Raw genomic sequence first — 19,533 nt, 5'->3', positions numbered from 1 at the left:
TGCCGTATGCCTTCGGTACTCGTCACCGATGCGTCACGGGGAATTGGCCGGGCGATCGCCGTGCACCTGGCCGCGCGTGGATGGCAGGTGATTGCCGGTGTCCGCACGGAGCAGGATGCCGAGGCGGTCACCGGGCTGGATCCGGACCGTATCTCGGCGGTACTCCTCGACGTCACCGACGCCGGCCACATCGCCGCGTTGGCCGACGTCCTGCCTCCGCGACTGGACGCGGTGGTCAACAACGCCGGTGTGGTCGTCACCGGGCCCATGGAGACGGTGACATCGGATGAATGGCGAAAGCAGTTGGAGATCAATGTGATCGGCCAGCTCGCCGTCACCAGGGCGATACTGCCGCGGATGCGGGCAGCCCGCGGCCGGATCGTGTTCATCTCCAGCGTCAACGGTCGGATGTCGATGCCGTTGCTCGGAGCGTATGCCGCGAGCAAGTTCGCGCTCGAGGCCGCGGCCGATGCGTTGCGTATGGAGTTGCGGCCCTGGCAGATACCGGTTGTCGTCGTCGAGCCGGCGCAGACCGACACCGACATGTGGCGTACCGCCGACACCATGGTGGTCGAAGCCGAGGCCGCCCTTTCCCCGGAGCACCGCGCGCTGTACGCCGAACACATCGCGGGGATGAAGAAGATGGTGCCCGTCGCGCAACGAATGGCTGTCCCGACCGCGAAAGTCTCCGCCGTGGTCGAGGAGGCGCTCACCGCGCGCAGACCACGAGCTCGTTATGTGGTCGGGGTGGGGCCCAAACTGCAGGTTGCCGTGGTGCCGAAGTTGCCGACCCGCGTGCGCGACGCCGTGTTGCGCCGGGTGTCCGGCCAACCCTGACCGATGGGCGAGTTCGTCAAGCGCAACGCCTCCGCACCCCCAGGCTTCTTCGCCTGTGAAGCCGCTGGGCTGCAGTGGCTTTCGGCGGCCGACGGAGGGGTTCCGTGCGCGGCCGTGCTCGATTACGACGACCGCAGCCTCACCCTGGAACGGCTGCGAAGCGTTGGACCCAGCCGATCCGCCGCGCGCGAGTTCGGGTGCCGACTCGCTCGTACGCACGACGCCGGAGCCGGGGCGTTCGGAGCCCCGCCCGACGGATGGGAAGGGCCCGGGTTCTTCGGGCCGCTCCACGATCCGCTGCCCATGTCGTTGAGGGGACACGAGCGCTGGGGCGCCTTCTACGCGCGCGAGAGATTGGCCCCGATGGCGCGCGCAGCGGCCGATCGACTGGACGCGGAGTGCCGCGCTGCCATCGACACGGCGATGGTGAAGTGCGAAGAAGGCGATTTCGACGACGACGACCCACCCGCCCGCCTGCACGGCGACCTGTGGAGTGGCAACGTTATGTGGACACCGGGTGAAGTGGTGCTGATCGACCCGGCCGCCCACGGCGGCCACCGCGAGACCGATCTGGCCATGCTTGCACTGTTCGGCTGCCCCTACTTCGACGAGGTGATCGACGGCTACCAATCCGCGCGGACGTTGCGGGCGGGCTGGCGCGGCCGGGTCGGTCTGCATCAGCTCTATCCGCTGTTAGCCCACGTCGTCCTGTTCGGTGGCGGTTATGTACGGCAAACATCGGCGGCGGCGCGCAGCGTCCTCGTCGGGTGATCGAAACGATTCCGCTGGCTATGCGTCGGGTTCGATAAGTTAACTTATTTACCGTGCAAAGAAATTTGCTCAAACTGTGCTCTCGTGAGAGTCTGCCTGTTACGGTCACGTAAATTGCTGTTTCGTTCGAAAGGACCGGATCAGTGGCTGGCAGACGCGGCAGGCATGGCAAACGCAGCCGGAGCTCCAACAAAATCGCGGCGATCGGCGCGGTAACTGCGACAGCGACGGCGCTCACCATCGGTGCGGCACCCCTTCCGGAGCCCAGCGACGATGCGAAGGCTGTGGTAGATACCGACGTCAGCCTGGCCGCGGCGGTGAATCAGTGGCCCGGGCCCGACGAGATCCCCGACCTGACATTCGGCCTCGGCTCGGCGGTCTACGACCTCGGCCAGGTCGCCGCCGAGGTGCTGATCCGACTGGTGGTCGAGAATTTCAACCTGGCCGTGCTGGCGCAGGCGGCCGGCGCGGACCCGGAGTCGGTGCTCAACAACCTGCTCGGCGGGGTCCTGGGTGAGATTCCACCAGGTTTGCTCGAAGATGTGGTCGGCGCGATCCCGGTCGATGTACCCGGTGTCGTCGGTGCGCTGATCGATCCCCTCGGGGTACTCGCCCCCGACGTAGAGCAGCAGATCAGCAACCTATTGGCTGGCTCACTACCCGAAACCCTCGGTGGTCTGCTCGGACTGCTCGGCCTCGACCTCAGCGATCCGTTCAACCTCTCCAACCTCCCCGGCCCGGTCAACGTGATAACTGCGGGCCCGGTATTCACCCTGCTCAAGCTGTTGGGAGTCGACCTGGGCTGGGTGCCCGGCTTGCCGCGCGCCATCGCCGAGGAGGTCAACAAGACCCCGTACCTCGACGCTGAAGTCAGCCTCGAGTCAGTGCTTCGCGAGCTCGAGATCTTGAACCCGGTGCTGGACCTGCTCAACATTCCCATCCCCGACATCGACGCCGTCGAGGTCCGGGTCCCGGTGGTTCTGAGCATGGGGCTCGGTGCCTTCTCCGCCGGCGCGGCATACGAGCGAATCGTTGCCGATCTGGTGAATCAACCGGGCGGGGAGAACGCCGACGAGCATCCGCTCCTGGGCAGCATCACCATCCTCCCGATGATCCTGCTGCGTAATCCCGGACGGGCCAACGGCGGAATGTTCGCCCGCTTCTATCCCCTCTTCGGGCTTGCGGGCATCAAGACGGTCACGCCGGAGACCGAAGCCTCCTACAGCGGGGGCCTCCCGGTGCCCGGCACCGGCCTTTCCGTCGGCGGCGCGAACCTGATCCCGATCAAGCTCGACGCGACGGTCCAGTACGACCTGCTGAGCGACTTCGCCGCATGGCCGAACCCGTTCTCGTTGGCCAACAACCTCTTTGCGGGGCTGCTCCCCACCTACATGCTTCGCGGCGTCACGCTCGACCCCCAGCAGCTGCTGCAGCTCGACGATCTTGCGCAGCGCATCGCGAACGGCGACCCGCTCGCGGTCAACCTCTATCTCACGCTGCGCTCGGCGACCCTGCCTCTGCTCGAGCCACTGTATCTGGCCGCAGACGTGCTCAACCTTGTCACGCTCGGAGGCGTCGCGCGCTACAACCCGTTCAGCATGGTGGCCAACGCGCTTGCCCCGGCGTTGACCAGCCTGGTGAACCTCGGCTACACCGACGTCTACTACAACCCGCAGACGGGCGGTTACGAGCGGACACTGGACGAGGCCGGCGACCCGACGCCGTTCATGTCCTTTCCGAACGTCGACTGGGCCCAGGCGCCGGGCGTCATCCTCAACCAGTTGGTCCAGGGCATCTTCAAGGAGTTCTTCAGCGGCAACCCGACCGCAGGCACACCGAACGTCCTGACCAGTCTGCTCCGGTTCCTCACCGGCGGATCCCTGTGGGGCACAACGCCGACCAGTGTGCTGACCGGCATCGTCGATGAGGCCTTGGAACAGGCTACCGAAGGCATCCTCCCGGGCGCCACGCAGGAGGAGAGCGAACTTCCCTCGCCGACGGACCTGCCCGAATCCGGTGCGCGGATGCTCACCCTCGTGACGGGCGAACCGGGTGAGGAGCCCACCGACGAGATCGGCTCCCACGTCATCGACGAAGTCGTTACGGACAAGGCCGGCGACGAAGTCGTCGCAGACAAACTCGAGGGCGAAACCGTCGCGCAGACGCCCGACGGGCAGACGATTGTCACCGAAGAGACCGCGACCGGGGACGTGAAGGCCGACGAAGCTCCGGTGCGCGAGACCGAGGTCACCCAGACCAAGACCGGTGACACCAAGACCGGTGACACCAACACCGGTGACACCAACACCGGCGAAACGAAGACCGGCGACACCAACACCGGCGAAACGAAGACCGGCGACACGAAGACCGGCGACCCGAAGACCGGGGAAGCCAAGACCGGCACCGACAAGGACGGTGACACCGTCTCGTCGAAGAAGGGCTACAAGCCGGGCAACAAGTTCAGCCCGAACACGGGAGCCAAGTCCGGCCCGAAGCACGCCAAGCCGGACAACGGCGAACCGGTCAGCGCGATACCGGGATCGTCACCGCGACATGCCAAGCCGGACAACGACTCCTCGGCCACCAGCACCGGCGATACCGCCGGCGGCACATCCGGCGAAGGCTCCGACAGCGCCGCCGCCTAGTTGAATGCGAGCCAGCTCGGCAATCCGCGTTCGCGCGAATCGCAGAGCACCTGCCGTGTGTCACAGGATCCGCGGGGCACACCCGCACCGGTCCACATGCCGCCGGTGTCGCGACGCAGCACGATCGACGACGAACCGCCGCCGTCGAGCAGAATGGCGGTGTCACTGCCCAACCCGCGGAACAGATCCTGGATCTGGTCCGGGGTGTAGCTGCCGCCCTGGAAGACGTACATCTCGTCCTTGTCCTTGGCGTATGCCAGCGCGGTGCGCGCCGCGCTCGGCCCACCGTCGTTGAGCTGCCCGGTGTCCCCGGGGGCGAGCAGGCCGATGCCTGCGACCGCCACGAACCGCACGCCCTCGTCGACCAGCCGTTGCACCACCGGTGACGCCGCGTCGTAGTCGTCGGGGCTGGCAGGCGGCACCACGTACGGCGCTCCGCCCACCGGGAGAATCATGGTGGACAACGCTTTCCAGTGCTCGTTGCCGCCGGACAACCCCTGCTTACCCGCATAGGCGACGGTGCCGGTCACCGCCACGTTCGCCTTACCCTGGCCACGGGTGTTGTCGACATAGGCGCCCAGCGGTGAACTGCATCCAGTCGACTTCCACGAACCGCCTCGCTGACCGCGCACGTCGAAGAAGTTGGCGTTGATCGCGATCGTCGGCTGTCCGAGCGCCTGCCAGGCCTGCAGCGGAGTGAAGATCTCCGACGCCTGCAACAGCCCCTCCCCGGTGCGGGCGCGGGGATCGCGCTCGCAACGCGCTTGATAACCCCGGTGCGAGTCGACCAGCAGCCGCGGCGCAAGCCGGGTGGAGGCCGCCTTGATGATCATCAGACGCCCGCCGCTGGTGGTCTCGTACCAGCCGCCGCCCGCGTTGAGCATCGGGGCGGGATGGCCACCGCCGAAGTTGTAGACGAGATAGGACCCGCGGGTGTTGGCGATCGCGTTGGCGAGTTTCTCGCGTGCGCCGGCGGCATTGGCGGCAGGGGCCGTCGACAGCACCGCGCACAGCAACAGCGCCGCAGCCGAGGCCGCGAAGCGTTTGATGTTTGCTGTTCGCGCCGACACGTGAGGCTCCTTTGGCGTTGACTGCGGAACGAATGCCACATTATTCACAACAATCCCACTGTCAACATATGTCGCAGTTACATCACAGTTGAGTTGCTGGGAGGTCGCGATTCGATGCTCCGGCGCCGCTTGAGGTCCCGCAGGAGTCAAATCATTGTGTGCGACCACGCACCAGGAGACGAGTGGGAGGCCGAATCAAGGGGTTACGAACCGCTCAAGACGGGCACTGTGTGCTTAGCGGCACATAGTGCCGCCAACTGAAGGAGTCACATATGTGGACGATCATTGTTGCGCTCGTCGTCGGCGCAATCCTCGGCGCACTGGCGCGCCTGATTCTGCCCGGTAAGCAGAACGTCGGTGTTCTCATCACCGTGCTGCTCGGTGCAGTGGGAGCCCTGCTCGGCTCGTGGATTTCGAATGAGATGTTCGGCACCGGGGACAAGATGTTCTCCCCGATCCCATTCGTCATCGGGCTGGTAGTGGCCATCATCCTCATCGGCATCTACGTAGCGATCACCGGACGGCGGGGCACGGGAGCGCCGAGAACGCGCTAACGCTCCGGCGGGGCCAACCGGTAAACCGCGTCGGCGTAGTCATCGGTGATGTAGACGGCGCCGTCGGGCCCGACGACCGCGGCGACCGGGCGGCCCCACCGTGAGCCGTCTTCGGACTGGAACCCGCCGACCAGCGTCTGCTTGTCGGCGAGTTCTCCGTTGCGCCAGCCGAAGAACGCCACCTCGGGGGCATACGGCGGCTCCCGGTTCCACGACCCGTGCACGCCGACGAGCGCACCGCTCGAGTACGGAGCAGGTAACGCGCCGTCGGTGAAGCTCATCCCGAGCGGGGCGGCATGCGCGCCGAGGCTCTGTTCGATCGGCGGCAGGGCCGCACAGTCGAGGCGGCTGCCGTCGGCGTTGGTCTGCACGTCGCGGATCAACGGCAGCCGCGCCGGGCCACCCTCGGGATTGCAGAAGGGCCAGCCCAGTTCGCGGCCGGGCGTCAGTCGCGCCACCGATTCCGGCGGATGCAGGCTGACGTAGTCCTGGCGGACCTCGCCGGTGCGCGGGTCGGCGACGTTGTCGCGGTTGTTGACGGCGGTCCACACCGCTCCGTCCGGCGCGATCGCCAGGCCGGTCCCGTTGCGGACCCCGGTCGCGAACGGCTCGGCGGGGCCACCTCCCGGCGGGACCCGCATGATCGTGGCGCGCGGCGGATCGGCGTCGCGATCGGCGGCAGTGATGTTGCCCGTCGAACCGATCGAGAAGTAGACGCTGCCATCAGAGCCGATCGCGACGGATTTGAGGGCGTGGGCATACGCGCCGCGCAGGTCCGGACTTCCCGCGTCGGGCAGATCCCCCGCGACGGTGCGCCGAACGGTGGCCGCGCCGTTGGCGTAGGCGTAGGCGTCGACCTGGTCGCTTTCGGCGACGTAGAGCGTGTCGCCTTCGAACGCCAGCCCGTGCGGCTGGTCAAGTCCTGACAGCAGGGTCGACTGGCGGGGTTGCGCATCGCTGGGCTGCAGGCGCAACACCTCGCCCGTGCTCGGCTGCGACACGAGGAGCGCACCGTCGGGTGCCCACGCGGCCAGCCTCGCCTTCGGGATGCGCGCCCACACCGACATCGACCAACCGGCGGGAACGAGCGCCTGACGCGGCTCGTCGAACGGCGCCTGCGCCAGGGCCGGGTCGACGGCGACGGTCACCTCGGACAGGTCCGAGGTCGCTTCCGCGGTGGTCGAGGGTTCGCTCGTGGACGGGTCCGGCGCAGGCGCGCTCCCGGAATCCGACGAGCAGCCCGTCGCCAGCATCACACCTGCGATGCAGGCGATCGCGTTATGCCGCAGCCAAACTCGCATGCATCTCCCAGACCAGAATTTCGGCCGACGTCGTGGCGGTGACGCGCTGGCCACCCGCACCCGTGAAACGAACGGCGTCGCCCTCACCCAAGGGGCCCGCGCCCTCGAGCGTGACCTCGCCGCGGGGCACGAACAGGTGGAGATACGGGGCGTGCGGCAACTCGACGCTGTCACCGGGCTGCATGCGCGCTCCGTGTAGGGCGGCGTACTTGTTGCGGATGAAGATCGCGGTCTGGTCCCGGTGTGCGGGCATACCGCTGGCGATCGTGATCAGACCGCCGCGCAGCAGTTCGTCATCGATTTCGAGCTGCTGGTAGCCGGGGTCGATTCCGGACTCGTCGGGGACCACCCACATCTGGACGAAATGCACCGGCTCGTCCCCCTGCCCTTCGGGCGGGAGGTGCCCCCAGCGGGATTCGGCGCCCGTCAGCGTCCACGAGTCGTTCTTTTCCGAGTGCAAGATGCCGCGGCCGGCCGACATCCGTTGCGCCAGGCCGGGATAGATCACGCCGGAGTGGCCGGTGGAGTCCTGGTGCACCAGCGATCCGCGCAGCACCCAGGTGACGATCTCCATGTCCCGGTGCGGATGGGTGTCGAACCCCGTACCCGGTTTGACGATGTCGTCGTTGTTGACGAGCAGCAGGCCGTGATGGGTGTTGTCCGGCTCGTAGTGGCTGCCGAAGGAGAACGAGTGCTTGGAGTCCAGCCAGGAGATCGCGGTCTTCGCGCGATCGTCTGCCCGGCGGATGTCGACGGTGGGGGCGGTCATGGCTTACCTCTCGCTCGGCGCCCAGCCTAAATGGGGCTACTGGACGCGACAACATAGATGATGTGTCATGTATTCCGTGTGGCTGACGAGGCACGAACAAGAGGTCTGGCGGAAGTTCCTGACGGTCACGAGCCGTCTGCAGACGGCCATGCACCGGCAACTACAACGTGACTGCGAGTTGTCGCTGGCGGACTACGAGGTCCTCGTGGCGCTGAACGAGCGCGGTCCGCAGCGCATCAACGACCTGGCCGAGACGCTCGGGTGGGAGCAGAGCAGGTTGTCACACCAGCTGCGGCGGATGCGCGGGCGCGCACTGCTCGAGCGGCACGGCAGCGACGACGACCGGCGGGGCGCCAGCGTCTCGATCACCGACGGTGGGCTCGAAGCGCTGCAGAGGGCTGCTCCCGGGCACGCAGAACTCGTGCGCAGCACGGTGTTCGAGGGGTTGACACCACAACAGCTTCAGGCGTTCGACGAGGTTTTGGACGCGGTGCTGGACCGGCTGGCTACCAGTCCGCCTCGTCGTAGGTGACGACGCCGCGGATGTTCTTGCCGTCGAGCATGTCCGCATAGCCGGAATTGATGTCCTCGAGGCGGTAGGTCCTGGTGACCATGTCGTCGATGTTCAGCAAGCCCGCCTTGTACAGGCCGACCAGTTTCGGGGTCTCGATGTGCGAACTGCCGCCGCCGAAAATGTTGCCCTTCAACGTCTTCTGCAACATCGTGAACAAGAACAGGTTGAGCTTGACGTCGACGTCCATCATCGAGCCCATGCCCGTCACGACGCAGGTGCCGGTCTTGGTGGTCAGCGTCAGCGCCTCTTCGATGTACTCGCCCTTCATATCGCCGACGGCGATGATCGTCTTGTCGGCCATCACGCCGTGGGTGAGGTCGATGACGGGTGCGATCGCCTCGGCCATCGACGGGTAGACGTGGGTGGCGCCGAACTTGATCGCCTGTTCGCGCTTCCACTCGTTCGGGTCGATCGCGACGACGTGGCGGGCCCCGGCGATGACCGCTCCCTGCAGTGCGCTCATGCCGATACCGCCGACGCCGACGATCACGACGGTCTCGCCCGGGTTCACCTCGGCCACGTTGGTGGCCGACCCGAAGCCCGTCGGGACCGCGCAGCCCAGCAGGGCCGCCGACTCGAACGGAATGTCTTTGTCGATCTTGACGACGGAGTCCTTGTGCACCGTCATGTGCGGCGCGAACGTGCCGAGCAGGTTCATCGGCGAGACCTCGGTGCTACCGGCATGCACGCGGGAGGTGCCGTCGGCGATCGCCTTGCCGCCGAGCAGTACCGCGCCGCGGTCGCACAGCGAGCGATAACCCTTGAGGCATGGTGCGCATTGCCCGCACGCCGGGATGAACGCGAGGATGACGTGGTCGCCCTCCTCGAGGCCGGTGACGTTCCTGCCGACCTTCGTGATCACGCCGGCGCCCTCGTGTCCGCCGAGCGCAGGCAGCCCGATCGGGGTGGCGCCGGTGGTCAGGTGGTAGTCCGAATGGCACATGCCCGCGGCGTGCATTCGGATCTGTACCTCGTCGGCGACGGGGTCACCGATCTCTATCTCGTCGATGCGGAACGGTGAGTTGAGCTCCCACAGCAGCGCGCCCTTGGTCTTCATGGCCGCTGACTATAGAACACGTTGCAGAACAGGTGTCAAGTCCGCCTTGAACTGCGTAGATAGGGGCTTCGGGCCGTCGCAGGCACCGCTGTCGGCCAGCCACCTGCGCGTCGAGCCGCTTTTGCGCGCCCCCCTCGTAATACGCTGCCCGCGATGAGCACACCTTCGCCGCGATGGCGCGCTGTGCGGGCGCTTGCCGTCTTCGCTGTGGCACTTGTGCTGCTGATGGCGGGCAACCTCGCGCTGTATGCATCCAGCAGGCACTGGGCTGAGGACGGTCTGCAACTCGGCGACTTCGACAAGCCCGACCGGATCGACCTCACCGTGTGGGTGAACCGGGTCGACACCGAGACGACGACGGTGGCGGCGACGATCACCGACATCGAGGCCAACGGGAAGTACGCCGATGAAAGCGGCCATCTCAACCTGGACACCAAGCTGCTGAGCAATTCCTTCACAAATCCCTCGGTGAACCTGCCGAGCGGAGAGACGGTGCCCGTCATCGAGCAGAAATTCGGGATGGTCGGGATCCCGACCGACTACCCCTTCGATCGCTACACCGCCTTCCTCGGGCTCAACATCGCGGCCGACGACGGCACCGCGCTGCCCACCACGCTCACCGTGTTCAACAACGACTCGTTCTTCCGGGTCGCGCTGGGGCCCGACCCGGATGTCGAAGGCGACAGCGTCGACGCGGATCTCTACCTGCACCGCAGCGCCCCGACGCTGGTGTTCGCCGTGTTCGTGATGCTGCTCATGCTCGGGTTGGCCGCGGCGGCCGTCACGGCGTCCTACTACGCGCTGCGGTGGCGCAGAGGTCTTGTCCTGCCGGCCTGCTCGATGATGGCTGCGATCCTGTTCGCACTGATTCCTCTTCGCAACGCCGTGCCCGGCGGCCCGCCGATCGGCTCGCTCATCGACTTTGCGGCGTTCTTCATCGCTGAGGGCGTCATCTCGATCGCGTTGATCACCAGCGTCGTGCTCGGCTACCGGCACGACATCGCCTATGAGCGCGCCGAAGCGGAAAGGGCGGGCCTGAGCATCGACGAGTACGCGCTGGGCCGCAAGCCGTAGGTCAGGCGGTATCGGCGAGCCCGAACGGGGCAAAGGTCGAGGCGTGGAACGCCACGACATGCGCGATGCCGCCGGCCGTCACGTCGAGCACATGGAGTTGAAAGGCCTCGTGAACGCCGGTCTCCCGGTTGAGCATGTACAACGCCGCGGCCGGCTGACCGTTGGCCGTGGTCCGGATGAACCGCATATCCCCGGGCCCCTCGGCGGGGCAGTGGGTCTTCGACAATTGCACGATGTTCTCCGGGCCCTGGTACCAGCCGTCGAACGGCGGCATTTCCCACACGGCATCCGCGGTGAACAACTCGACGAGCTTGTCGATGTCGTAGCTCTCGAACGCGGCGATATAGCGCGTCAGCAGGTCCTGGGCCTCCGGGGACTCCGGCGGGCGCAGCTCGTCGTCCTCGCTCGGGCCGACGGCATCCAGCTGCGCACGCGCACGCTGCAGCAGGCTGTTCACCGCTGCCGTCGACGCGCCGACCGCGTCGGCGACCTCGGACGCCTTCCACTGCAGCACGTCGCGCATCACCAGTACGGCGCGTTGCCGCGGTGAGAGGTGCTGAAGTGCCGCGACGAACGCCAGCCGCACCGATTCGCGTGAGCCCACGATGACTGACGGGTCGGCCGGGTCATCCGCCTGATCGGGCAGCGGCTCGAGCCACGGCACTTCCTCGCGGGCGACGATGTCGTCGAGCGGATCGGAACTCGGGGCCCCGAGGCCCGTCGGCAGCGGCCTGCGCTGCCTGCTCTCCAGCGCCGTCAGGCAGGTGTTGGTGGCGATCCGGTACAGCCACGTGCGCACCGACGATTTGCCCTCGAAGCCTTTGTACGACTTCCACGCCCGCAGATAGGTTTCCTGCACCAGATCCTCGGCGTCGTGCAGGGAACCGGTCATCCGGTAGCAGTGCGCGAGCAGTTCACGGCGATACCGCTGGGCATCGGCCAGGAAGGCATCCTCAGCGCTGCTGTCGTCGAGATCGTGGGCCAGGACCGTCACTCCGCCGAGCTTAATCAGTGGGTCCGACAACGGATAGTCTCGCTGCGTGGCCACGACCCGCAGCGAACGCAGCTTCGACGGTATCGGCGGTGTGCGCATCGTCTACGACGTCTGGACTCCCGAGCGCGATCCGCGCGGCGTGGTCGTGCTGTGCCACGGATACGCCGAGCACGCCCGCCGGTACGACCACGTCGCGCAGCGGTTCGGCGAGGCCGGCCTGCTCACCTATGCGCTGGACCTACGCGGCCACGGGCGCTCCGGCGGCAAACGGGTTTATCTGCGTCACATCGGCGAGTACACCGGCGACTTCGGAACCCTGGTGACGATCGCCGCCGACGAGCACCCGCGGCTGCCGCGCATCGTTCTCGGCCACAGCATGGGCGGCGGCGTCGTCTTCACCTACGGCGTCGAGCACCCCGACGACTACACCGCGATGGTGCTGTCGGGGCCCGCGGTCTACGCCCAGGACGCGGTGTCTCCGGTCATGATCACGGTCGCCAAGGTCCTCGGCAGCATCCTGCCGGGCCTGCCCGTTGAGCAACTGCCCACCGAAGCGGTGTCGCGGGACCCCGACGTGGTGGCCGCGTACATGGCCGACCCGATGGTGCACCACGGCAAGCTTCCCGCCGGGGTGGCCAAGGCGCTGATCAAGGTCGGCGAGACGATGCCGCAGCGGGCGTCCGCGCTCACCGCGCCGCTGCTGGTGGTGCACGGCGAGCAGGACAAGTTGATCCCCGTCGCGGGCAGCCGCCACCTGCTGTCGTGTGTCGCATCGACCGACGCTCACCTGAAGGTCTATCCGGAGCTCTACCACGAGGTGTTCAACGAGCCCGAGCGTGAACTCGTGCTCGACGACGTTACCTCGTGGATCGAGGCCAAGCTTTGAAAGCGGTTGTCGCCGGGGCGCTTTCACTGATCGTCGTGCTGTCGGGATGTTCGTCCGAGGGCGATGTCCAGTGGGTCGACGAGGACGTCAGCTTCACCGCCGACGAGCTGACCATCCACGGCACATACCGGCACGAGACCGGCGACGCGGTGGAGCCCGCCGCGCTGCTGATCTCCGAGAGCGGCGCCACCGACCGCAACGGCGACAACCAGGTCGCCGGGCCGGTCGGCAACATGCGCCAACTCGCCGAACTGTTGTCGGATCGCGACGTGGCCAGCCTGCGCTACGACAAGGTCGGCACCGGCCAGACCGGCCTCGGCCCGTACGCGCAGCGGCCCACCGAGGTGGTCAGTGCGGTCTACACCACGGGCGCGAAGGCCGCGGTGCGCTACCTGGCCGATCAGCCGCGGACCGACGACTCCCGCATCTCGGTCTACGCGGTGGGCGAAGGCACCATCCACGCGATGACGCTGGCCGGCGACACCGACGCCGGGGCGCCAAAGATCCACGCGCTCGGTCTCTTTCAGCCCCTGCCGGGTCGCTACCTCGACATCATCACCAACCGGGTGCGCGCCAACGCCACTCCCGAGGCCCTGTCCGCGTGGTTGGCTGCTGTCGAGCAGGTCCGGACCACGGCGACGGTGCCTGCGAACCTGCCCGAGGGCCTGGGCGCGATGCTGAACCCGGGCAATGTCAACGCGGTCGTCGAAGCCGACAAGATCGACCCGCTGACGCTGGCGGCCAAAGTGTCCGCGGGCACGCCGGTGCTGCTGACCTGTTCGGACTCCGACGCGCAGGCGTCGTGCGACTCGATCAGGCCCCTCGCCGACGCGCTTGGGCATACCGCGCTGACGGTCGTGGAGCTCAAGGGCGTCAACCACGTGCTGCGCGACGACCCGAGCGACAACGTCGCCAATTACGCCTCCCAAGATCCGCTCTCTCCACAAGTTGTCGAAGCGCTGGACCGCTTTGTCGCCGAGCAGCCCTAATCTGGCGCCATGAGGTGGGAGAGGACGAAGTGGATCGCGCATGAGTGACGACAAGATGCTGGCCCGTATCGCCGCCCTGCTGCGGCAGGCCGAGGGCACCGACAATCCGCACGAGGCGGACGCGTTCATGGCCGCTGCGCAGCGCTTGGCGACGGCCACCTCCATCGACCTGGCCGTGGCGCGGTCGCACTCCGATCAGCGCACGAAGGCGCAGATGCCGGTGCAGCGCACGATCACGATCGGCAACGCCGGCACTCGAGGGCTGCGGACGTATGTGCAGTTGTTCACGGTGATCGCACACGCCAACGACGTGAAATGCGATATCGCGTCGAATTCGACATTCGTCTACGCCTACGGGTTTCCCGAGGACATCGACGCCAGCCATGCGCTGTACGCGAGTTTGGTCATGCAGATGGTCAGGGCGTCGCAGGCCTATATCGAGTCGGGTGCTCACCGCCCCACGCCCACCATCACCGCGCGGATCAACTTCCAGTTGGCGTTCGGCGCCCGCATCGGTCAACGACTGGTCGAGGCGCGGGAGGAGGCACGCCGGGAGGCCACGAACAGCCGCAACAGCCAGCCGGGCACCGCGATTGCGTTGCGGGACAAGGATCTCGAACTGCGCGACTTCTACCGCGAGACCTCGGAGGCGCGTGGGACGTGGCGGGCGACCAGCGCGACGGCCGGCTACTCCTCGGCCGCCCGCCGTGCGGGTGACCGCGCGGGCCGCAAGGCCAGGCTCGGGCCCAGCCCGGAACTGGCGAATGCGCGTTCGGCGCTGCCGGGGAACGGGCGCCGCGCCTCCGGGGAGACGTGACGCCGCGCGACAGCCAGCGGGCGAAGGTGTACGCCGCCGAGGAGTTCGTCCGGACGTTGTTCGACCGGGCAGCCGAGCACGGCAACCGCGTCATCGACTTCTTCGGGACGACGTTGACGCTGCCGCCCGAGGCGCGGTTCGCATCGGTGGAGTCGGTGCAGCGGTATGTCGACGAGGTGCTGGCGCTGCCCGCCGTGCGGCGACGGTGGCCACGGGGGGCTCCGCTCGGCGTGCGGCCCAGGCGGGGAGCCAGCGCCGCTCACTACGAACTCGACGACGACGGCGCCGTCATCGCGGTGCCGGAAGTCCGGACCCGTTGGGCATTGCGCGAATTGGTGGTGCTGCACGAGATCGCACACCACCTGTGTGAGGCGGCGCCGCCGCACGGGCCGGAGTTCGTGGGCACCTTCTGTGAACTCGCCGACACGGTGATGGGGCCAGAGGTGGCCCATGTGTTACGCGTGGTGTACGCGAAAGAGGGTGTGCGCTAGTGGTTCCCGTCGGTGATGTCGGCGACGGCGGCGTCGATCCGGTCCCGGTCGGCCTCCAGCGACGCGGTGGCCGCGGCCGTCGCGGAGTCCAGCGCCTCGTTGAGCCGCTTCTGGACCTCCTCGACGCCCAGACTCAGCAGGCCGTCCTCGATGGCCACGCCCGTCAGCTGGTGGTGACCGTCCAACGTCACCTGTACAGTCTCGGATTCGTCGGTGCCGGTGAAGGTTTGAGAATTCATCCGGTCCAGCTGGTCGTCCATCAGGGACTGCAACTGCTGCGCCTGCCGCAACACGGCGGCGACGTCGGGGTGCATCTCGTCGCTCACGTGTCGTCTCGGCTCTCGCCGTCGGCGACCGCCCTGCGCCTGCGAATGCCGACGACCGCCTCGGTCCACGGCCGGTCCTCGGTGTAGAGGTCCTCGTCGGGCGCGACTCGGGGATCGCGCCGCTTCTCCTTGCCATGCTGGGCGCCCGCACCGTGCGCCATCGGGGCCATACCCCCGGCCATGGTCGTACCCGCGCGCCCCTCCGTCGAGGATCCCGGTGCGGCACCCGCCGCGGCAGGCACGGTCGGCGCGGGAGCGACCGTCTCCGCGGTGACCGGCGCCGACATCGGCGTCGCAGGCATGCCACCGCCGCCTGCGGCACCACCGCCCCTGCCACCGCCTGCCGCGGCACCGCCGACAGCGGCGGGGCGCACGTGCGGTTCGGTCGACTTCGGGCCTGACGTCGAAGCCCCAGCCGGCGCACTACCGCCAGCCGGCGCAGCACCGCCCGAGGGCGCGCCACCGCCCGTGGGCGCACCACCGCCGGCCGGAGCGCGACCTCCGGCCCGAGCACCACCCGAACGCCCCGCACCAACGGTCCTGTCCGCTATCCCGGACGGCTGCGGGCCGTACAACGGCACACCCGCGCGACCGCCGCCGGGTTGCGACTCGGTGCCGCCGGGGCCACCGACGACGGCAGCGCTGTCGGCGTCCGGGCCGGACGGCATCGCGGGCCGCACGGGTGAGAAGGTCGCCCCGCTCGCATAGTCCTGGCGCACGTCGTCGGACTGCTGCTGCAGCTCCTGCATCCGCCTCTGGATCTTCGCCATATCGTTGGAAGTCGCGACCGAGTTACCCACGGTCGCCCGGGCCGCGAGCTCACGCAACTGCGTCTCCAATGCCGCGTACTCAGTGTGGATGCCCGCATGCTCGGCCTTTGCGGCGTCATGTGCCGCAATGATTTTCGCCGCCGCCTCCGCGAGGTCGTGCCACCCCTCGGCGAGTTGTTCCAGCCAGCCGCTGAACTCGGCCATCCTGGCGTACGCGGCGTCGGCGGCCCGTCCCTCCCAATCGCCGCTGGGCGGGCGCGGCGCGGCGTCCCTGGCCCGGTTACTGGCCAAACCCCATTGCAGCATGGCCATTTTCAGCGATGCGCCGTTGTCCCCGGCGACCAGGTCGGCCTGCGTCTCGTGCACGTCGCTGTAGCCGGCCGCATCGAGTGGCTGCGGAGTGCCGACCGGATGGGGAAGCGCGGGCGGTGGCGTCGCCGGGGCGGGCACCGCGATCGCATCGACCGCTGCCCGTCGGTTGGGGTTCTCGATGGCTCGCCCGCAGGTTTCGTCGACCTCGGTGTAGGCGTCGGCGGCGATCTGCAGCATTTCGGCGACGCGTTGGTTCTCCGTCTCGGCCCACCGCTGAAACTCCAGCAGCGACTGCGCGTTCGCGTTCAGGTTGGCGACCGCGGCCGCCGAGGACGGCAACGCATCCGGCGGCACCACCGCTTCGGCGACGGGGCTGTGCCACTGCGTCCCGTGCATCTCTGCGGACTGCTTGGTGAGCTCCGCCGGTTCGACCCGCTGGATCTCGCCCATCGTTACCCCTGCGCCCGCATGTCGGCTCAGCCCTCGAGGACCATCTGGTAGCGGCTTTCCTCGCGCGGATTGATCAGCCTTATCGGCAGTTGGCGATGACGGGGCGTCTCGATGTGGTTGTTGCGCAACGTCACCCGGCCGAGGCCCGGGTGCGGGCCCAGGTACGTCGTCGCATGCGGCCACGCCACCTTGGCCTCGTCTCCGATCCTGGCGTTGACGTATCCGGCGAACTCGTTGAACTGCGGCGTCAGAGTGACCACGGCGCCTGCCGCCGCCGACCGCACGATGAACTGGGTGAACAGTCGGGAGTCGCCGAGGTTGATGCTCACGTCGACGTCGTCGAACGGTATGTAGACGGGGTAGCGGTCGGCGGTCTCGCCGACCAGCACCCCCGCCGACCCGATCGGCAGCTCGTAGTGGCGGTCGCCGACCGGGCTGATGCCGTGCAGAGCCGCCCGCTGCCCGCCGAACAGGCACGAAAAGCCGCGCGGTGTAGCGGGATTGGCCAAAGTGGTCAGCAGCACCGTCGAGCGTGGTGCCTCACCGGGCCGGATGCGGACCCGGGTGATCGTATGGTCGGCGCGTGCCGACCACCACACGTCCGGTCCACCCGGCGCGGTGTAGGCCGCGGTGAACGTGCTGCGGCCCTTGATCGCCGACCACGTCTCACGCTCGAAACTGATCTCGGTGGCCCGATCGAGATCGTCGAAACTGCGCGCGGGGCGGGCATCGATTCCGTTGCCGGCCAACTGATCCGCGATTCGGGTGGCCGAGGCCACCAGGTACCGCGCCAGCCCGGCGACCCCGGACTCGCGGCGCTGCGACGACTTGCGCGTGGACTCGGGATCGGCGCGCAGCACGATCCAGGTGCGCCGGCTTGCCGGAGCCGGATACGGGCCGACAACCTGTTCGTACAGCGAAATCAGCGTGGCTGGAGCGGTTTTGCCCACGCGATACCCCGACGACACCACGTCGGCCTCGAGGTCAGGGCAGTGCGCGGCCACGAGGTGTTCGACGAGCCGGGTGTCGACGACGTCGTCGGTGAACGCCGCGCCGTTGACGATCACCGTCGGGGTGAACGGACGCGGCACCAGTTCGATGGCCGCCGTCAGGTGCTCGTCCTGCCATCGCACGGCGACGTGATCGCCCGGCATCACGGTCGCGCCCACCCCGGGTTCGGACGGACGCTGCGGAACGTCGCGGTGCCTGCGCCGCCACGCGAACACAGCCGCCACCCAACCGGTGATCCGCAGCCCACGAATCGTCACCACCGAGCCCAGCCCGATCAGCACGGCGAGCGTGATCCCGAGCCACAACAGGTTCAGCTCGGCGAACACCAGGACCGTCGCGGGGATCAGCGCCGCCGCCCAGATCGCGTGGCCCGTCGTGAAGCGCAGGCCGAACATGCCGACAATTCTGTTCATCGGCGCCTCAATGCGCGACGGGCCAGCGCGCCGAGCCCGAGCGCGGCCGCCAGCCCGGCTCCGACGACGACCACCGCGGTGATCGGCCCGCGATCCGGCGGTGGGGTGAACACCGGCGGGGGAAGCTCCTTGACCCGGTACTGCACCTGCTCCGGCCCCGGGGGCACATCCCACGTCAACGCGGCGACGGGGTCGACGGCCCCGGCGCCCACATAGTTGTCGACGCCACCGCCCGGGTGACGCGCCGTCGCGGTGATCCGGTTCATGATCTGGGCCGGCGTGAGCGCGGGGAAGCGCTGCTTGAGCAGCGCAGCCAGCCCGGAGACATAGGCCGCGGCGAACGACGTGCCGCTGATCGGAATCGGGCCGTCCTGGCCCTGCAACGCGTTGACCGGATTGCCGTCGTAACCGAGCGCGACGAGGTTCTCGGCAGGCGCCGCGGCGCCGAGCCACGGGCCCGACATCGAGAACGTGCTCGGTTGTCCGTTCGGCGCGATTCCGCCGACCGTCAGCACGAGCGGTGAGTACCACGCCGGGCTGACGATCGTCTGTACCTGTTTCCAGCCGCGCGGATCGGTCGGAACCGCGGGATCGGCGGGCGGGTTCTGCGCGCAATCCTGGCCGGTGTTGCCCGCGGCGACGACGATGACCGCGCCCTTGACGTTGACCGCGTAGTTGATCGCGGCGCCCAGGCTGGTCTCGTTGATCGGGCGGGTGACCTTGTAGCAGGCCGCCTCGCTGATGTTGATGACCTGTGCGCCGAGATTGGCTGCGTGCACCACCGCCCGCGCGAGGCTGCGCAGCGATCCGGCGGTCTGGGTGGCGTTTGGGTCGTTGGGGTCCTGGCGCGTACCCACCGTCTGGAACGCCTCGGAGGTCTGTCGCAGCGACAGTATGCGGGCGTCGGGCGCGACACCGACGAAGCCGTCGTTCGGCGCGGGCCGCCCCGCGATGATCGACGCGGTCAACGTGCCGTGCGCATCGCAGTCCGACATGCCGTTTCCGGCCTGGTCGACGAAGTCTCCACCCGGTTCGGCGGGCACCCGCGGTGAGCCGACGACACCGGTGTCGATCACTGCGACCGTCACGCCCGCGCCCGTCGCGAACTTCTGCGCCTCGGACAACCGCAGGTAGTCGTTCGCCCACGGCCGGTCGGCGAAGTTCGCGTTCGGAAACACCGTCGGCGCCGAGCAGACCCGGCGCTGCTCCATCGGCTGATCCGGCCCGGTCTCGTCCGGGGGCACGGCCGCGGGATCAATCGTCGGTGGCTCGATCGCCGTCGCCGGAGGGGCGGCGATCAATGTCAGCAACAGCGCAGCCGTCAGCACGCCGACGCGTTCGAAGAAGCGCCGCACGCGCTACGCCCCTCCGCGGCGGCCGGACTGGTCGGCGGGGTGCCACGACACCGGCAGCAAACTCAAA

General features: G+C 68.1%; 19 protein-coding genes. 10 read left to right on the top strand and 9 right to left on the bottom strand.

Features of this window, described 5'->3' with window-relative positions; all coding sequences use genetic code 11:
• Positions 1–6: 6 nt before the first annotated feature.
• The 3 genes from A5650_RS17560 (at position 7) to A5650_RS27155 (ending at position 4,253) form a co-directional block, all read left to right on the top strand.
• Positions 7–837, top strand: a complete 831-nt coding sequence (locus A5650_RS17560) for an SDR family NAD(P)-dependent oxidoreductase (protein ID WP_067080288.1) — start codon at positions 7–9, stop codon at positions 835–837.
• A 3-nt stretch (positions 838–840) separates the two neighbouring features.
• Positions 841–1,608 (top strand): fructosamine kinase family protein, encoded by a 768-nt coding sequence (locus tag A5650_RS17555; RefSeq protein WP_067080284.1) that lies wholly within the window; start codon positions 841–843, stop codon positions 1,606–1,608.
• Between the two features lie 284 nt (positions 1,609–1,892).
• On the top strand, positions 1,893–4,253 hold the full coding sequence (locus tag A5650_RS27155; protein ID WP_197501906.1) for a hypothetical protein: 2,361 nt from the start codon (positions 1,893–1,895) through the stop codon (positions 4,251–4,253).
• On the opposite strand, the gene A5650_RS17545 is transcribed toward A5650_RS27155, so the two are convergent.
• Positions 4,250–5,323, bottom strand: a complete 1,074-nt coding sequence (locus A5650_RS17545) for a phosphodiester glycosidase family protein (protein WP_067080279.1) — start codon at positions 5,321–5,323, stop codon at positions 4,250–4,252. The two genes, A5650_RS27155 and A5650_RS17545, sit on opposite strands and share 4 nt — an antisense overlap.
• 272 nt (positions 5,324–5,595) lie before the next feature.
• On the opposite strand from A5650_RS17545, the gene A5650_RS17540 reads away from it, so the two are divergent.
• The gene (locus tag A5650_RS17540; protein ID WP_066841950.1) at positions 5,596–5,877 is read left to right on the top strand and encodes a GlsB/YeaQ/YmgE family stress response membrane protein; all 282 of its coding nucleotides are present in this window, start codon (positions 5,596–5,598) and stop codon (positions 5,875–5,877) included.
• Here A5650_RS17540 and A5650_RS17535 read toward each other — a convergent pair.
• On the bottom strand, positions 5,874–7,178 hold the full coding sequence (locus A5650_RS17535; protein WP_067080275.1) for a PQQ-dependent sugar dehydrogenase: 1,305 nt from the start codon (positions 7,176–7,178) through the stop codon (positions 5,874–5,876). The genes A5650_RS17540 and A5650_RS17535 overlap by 4 nt on opposite strands.
• The gene (locus A5650_RS17530) at positions 7,156–7,947 is read right to left on the bottom strand and encodes a pirin family protein (protein WP_067080273.1); all 792 of its coding nucleotides are present in this window, start codon (positions 7,945–7,947) and stop codon (positions 7,156–7,158) included. Before A5650_RS17530 ends, A5650_RS17535 begins: the two co-directional genes overlap by 23 nt.
• Positions 7,948–8,014: 67 nt before the next feature.
• On the opposite strand from A5650_RS17530, the gene A5650_RS17525 reads away from it, so the two are divergent.
• Entirely contained in the window at positions 8,015–8,479 is a 465-nt protein-coding gene (locus A5650_RS17525; protein ID WP_067080270.1) for a MarR family winged helix-turn-helix transcriptional regulator, read from the top strand.
• Here the strand turns inward: A5650_RS17525 and A5650_RS17520 are convergent.
• Positions 8,454–9,578: an NDMA-dependent alcohol dehydrogenase gene (locus tag A5650_RS17520; protein ID WP_067080267.1), complete on the bottom strand. Its 1,125-nt coding sequence runs from the start codon at positions 9,576–9,578 to the stop codon at positions 8,454–8,456. The genes A5650_RS17525 and A5650_RS17520 overlap by 26 nt on opposite strands.
• Positions 9,579–9,731: 153 nt before the next feature.
• On the opposite strand from A5650_RS17520, the gene A5650_RS17515 reads away from it, so the two are divergent.
• On the top strand, positions 9,732–10,652 hold the full coding sequence (locus A5650_RS17515; protein ID WP_082950806.1) for a DUF8686 domain-containing protein: 921 nt from the start codon (positions 9,732–9,734) through the stop codon (positions 10,650–10,652).
• Between the two features lies 1 nt (position 10,653).
• Here A5650_RS17515 and A5650_RS17510 read toward each other — a convergent pair whose 3' ends face one another.
• On the bottom strand, positions 10,654–11,676 hold the full coding sequence (locus A5650_RS17510; protein WP_067080262.1) for a sigma-70 family RNA polymerase sigma factor: 1,023 nt from the start codon (positions 11,674–11,676) through the stop codon (positions 10,654–10,656).
• 16 nt (positions 11,677–11,692) lie between these two features.
• Here A5650_RS17510 and A5650_RS17505 point away from each other — a divergent pair, with 16 nt between their 5' ends.
• From A5650_RS17505 to A5650_RS17490, 4 genes are read left to right on the top strand one after another with little or no spacing between them, the layout of a single operon-like run.
• On the top strand, positions 11,693–12,532 hold the full coding sequence (locus tag A5650_RS17505; protein WP_067080258.1) for an alpha/beta hydrolase: 840 nt from the start codon (positions 11,693–11,695) through the stop codon (positions 12,530–12,532).
• A 26-nt stretch (positions 12,533–12,558) separates the two neighbouring features.
• Complete coding sequence (locus A5650_RS17500; RefSeq protein ID WP_502687079.1) at positions 12,559–13,521, top strand: alpha/beta hydrolase family protein; 963 nt, start codon at positions 12,559–12,561, stop codon at positions 13,519–13,521.
• 40 nt (positions 13,522–13,561) lie between these two features.
• Positions 13,562–14,338 (top strand): DUF2786 domain-containing protein, encoded by a 777-nt coding sequence (locus tag A5650_RS17495; RefSeq protein ID WP_067080249.1) that lies wholly within the window; start codon positions 13,562–13,564, stop codon positions 14,336–14,338.
• Positions 14,335–14,829, top strand: coding sequence for a TIGR04338 family metallohydrolase (locus A5650_RS17490; protein WP_067294116.1), 495 nt, complete (start codon positions 14,335–14,337; stop codon positions 14,827–14,829). The genes A5650_RS17495 and A5650_RS17490 overlap by 4 nt, the downstream gene beginning before the upstream one ends.
• On the opposite strand, the gene A5650_RS17485 is transcribed toward A5650_RS17490, so the two are convergent.
• From A5650_RS17485 to mycP, 4 genes are read right to left on the bottom strand one after another with little or no spacing between them, the layout of a single operon-like run.
• The gene (locus A5650_RS17485; RefSeq protein WP_156613480.1) at positions 14,826–15,155 is read right to left on the bottom strand and encodes a YbaB/EbfC family nucleoid-associated protein; all 330 of its coding nucleotides are present in this window, start codon (positions 15,153–15,155) and stop codon (positions 14,826–14,828) included. The genes A5650_RS17490 and A5650_RS17485 overlap by 4 nt on opposite strands.
• Entirely contained in the window at positions 15,152–16,687 is a 1,536-nt protein-coding gene (locus tag A5650_RS27560; protein WP_067294112.1) for a PPE domain-containing protein, read from the bottom strand. Before A5650_RS27560 ends, A5650_RS17485 begins: the two co-directional genes overlap by 4 nt.
• A 26-nt stretch (positions 16,688–16,713) precedes the next feature.
• On the bottom strand, positions 16,714–18,111 hold the full coding sequence (gene eccE / locus A5650_RS17475; RefSeq protein ID WP_067080236.1) for a type VII secretion protein EccE: 1,398 nt from the start codon (positions 18,109–18,111) through the stop codon (positions 16,714–16,716).
• Positions 18,108–19,439: a type VII secretion-associated serine protease mycosin gene (gene mycP, locus A5650_RS17470; protein ID WP_418767586.1), complete on the bottom strand. Its 1,332-nt coding sequence runs from the start codon at positions 19,437–19,439 to the stop codon at positions 18,108–18,110. Before mycP ends, eccE begins: the two co-directional genes overlap by 4 nt.
• Positions 19,440–19,533: the final 94 nt, after the last annotated feature.

The organism is Mycobacterium sp. 1164985.4, from assembly GCF_001668575.1.
In the GTDB taxonomy this organism is placed as follows: domain Bacteria; phylum Actinomycetota; class Actinomycetes; order Mycobacteriales; family Mycobacteriaceae; genus Mycobacterium.
Note: the sequence above shows the minus strand (reverse complement) of the source record. Positions and strands in the feature narration are given on the sequence as shown.

Excerpts from the sequence above, each read along its gene's own strand:
- A5650_RS17540 (WP_066841950.1), top strand. The coding sequence starts at position 5,596 with ATGTGGACGATCATTGTTGCGCTCGTCGTCGGCGCAATCCTCGGCGCA.
- A5650_RS17560 (WP_067080288.1), top strand. The coding sequence starts at position 7 with ATGCCTTCGGTACTCGTCACCGATGCGTCACGGGGAATTGGCCGGGCG.
- A5650_RS17520 (WP_067080267.1), bottom strand. The coding sequence starts at position 9,578 with ATGAAGACCAAGGGCGCGCTGCTGTGGGAGCTCAACTCACCGTTCCGC.
- A5650_RS17495 (WP_067080249.1), top strand. The coding sequence starts at position 13,562 with ATGAGTGACGACAAGATGCTGGCCCGTATCGCCGCCCTGCTGCGGCAG.
- A5650_RS17555 (WP_067080284.1), top strand. The coding sequence starts at position 841 with ATGGGCGAGTTCGTCAAGCGCAACGCCTCCGCACCCCCAGGCTTCTTC.
- A5650_RS17515 (WP_082950806.1), top strand. The coding sequence starts at position 9,732 with ATGAGCACACCTTCGCCGCGATGGCGCGCTGTGCGGGCGCTTGCCGTC.
- A5650_RS17530 (WP_067080273.1), bottom strand. The coding sequence starts at position 7,947 with ATGACCGCCCCCACCGTCGACATCCGCCGGGCAGACGATCGCGCGAAG.
- A5650_RS27560 (WP_067294112.1), bottom strand. The coding sequence starts at position 16,687 with ATGGGCGAGATCCAGCGGGTCGAACCGGCGGAGCTCACCAAGCAGTCC.
- A5650_RS17535 (WP_067080275.1), bottom strand. The coding sequence starts at position 7,178 with ATGCGAGTTTGGCTGCGGCATAACGCGATCGCCTGCATCGCAGGTGTG.
- A5650_RS17525 (WP_067080270.1), top strand. The coding sequence starts at position 8,015 with ATGTATTCCGTGTGGCTGACGAGGCACGAACAAGAGGTCTGGCGGAAG.
- eccE (WP_067080236.1), bottom strand. The coding sequence starts at position 18,111 with ATGAACAGAATTGTCGGCATGTTCGGCCTGCGCTTCACGACGGGCCAC.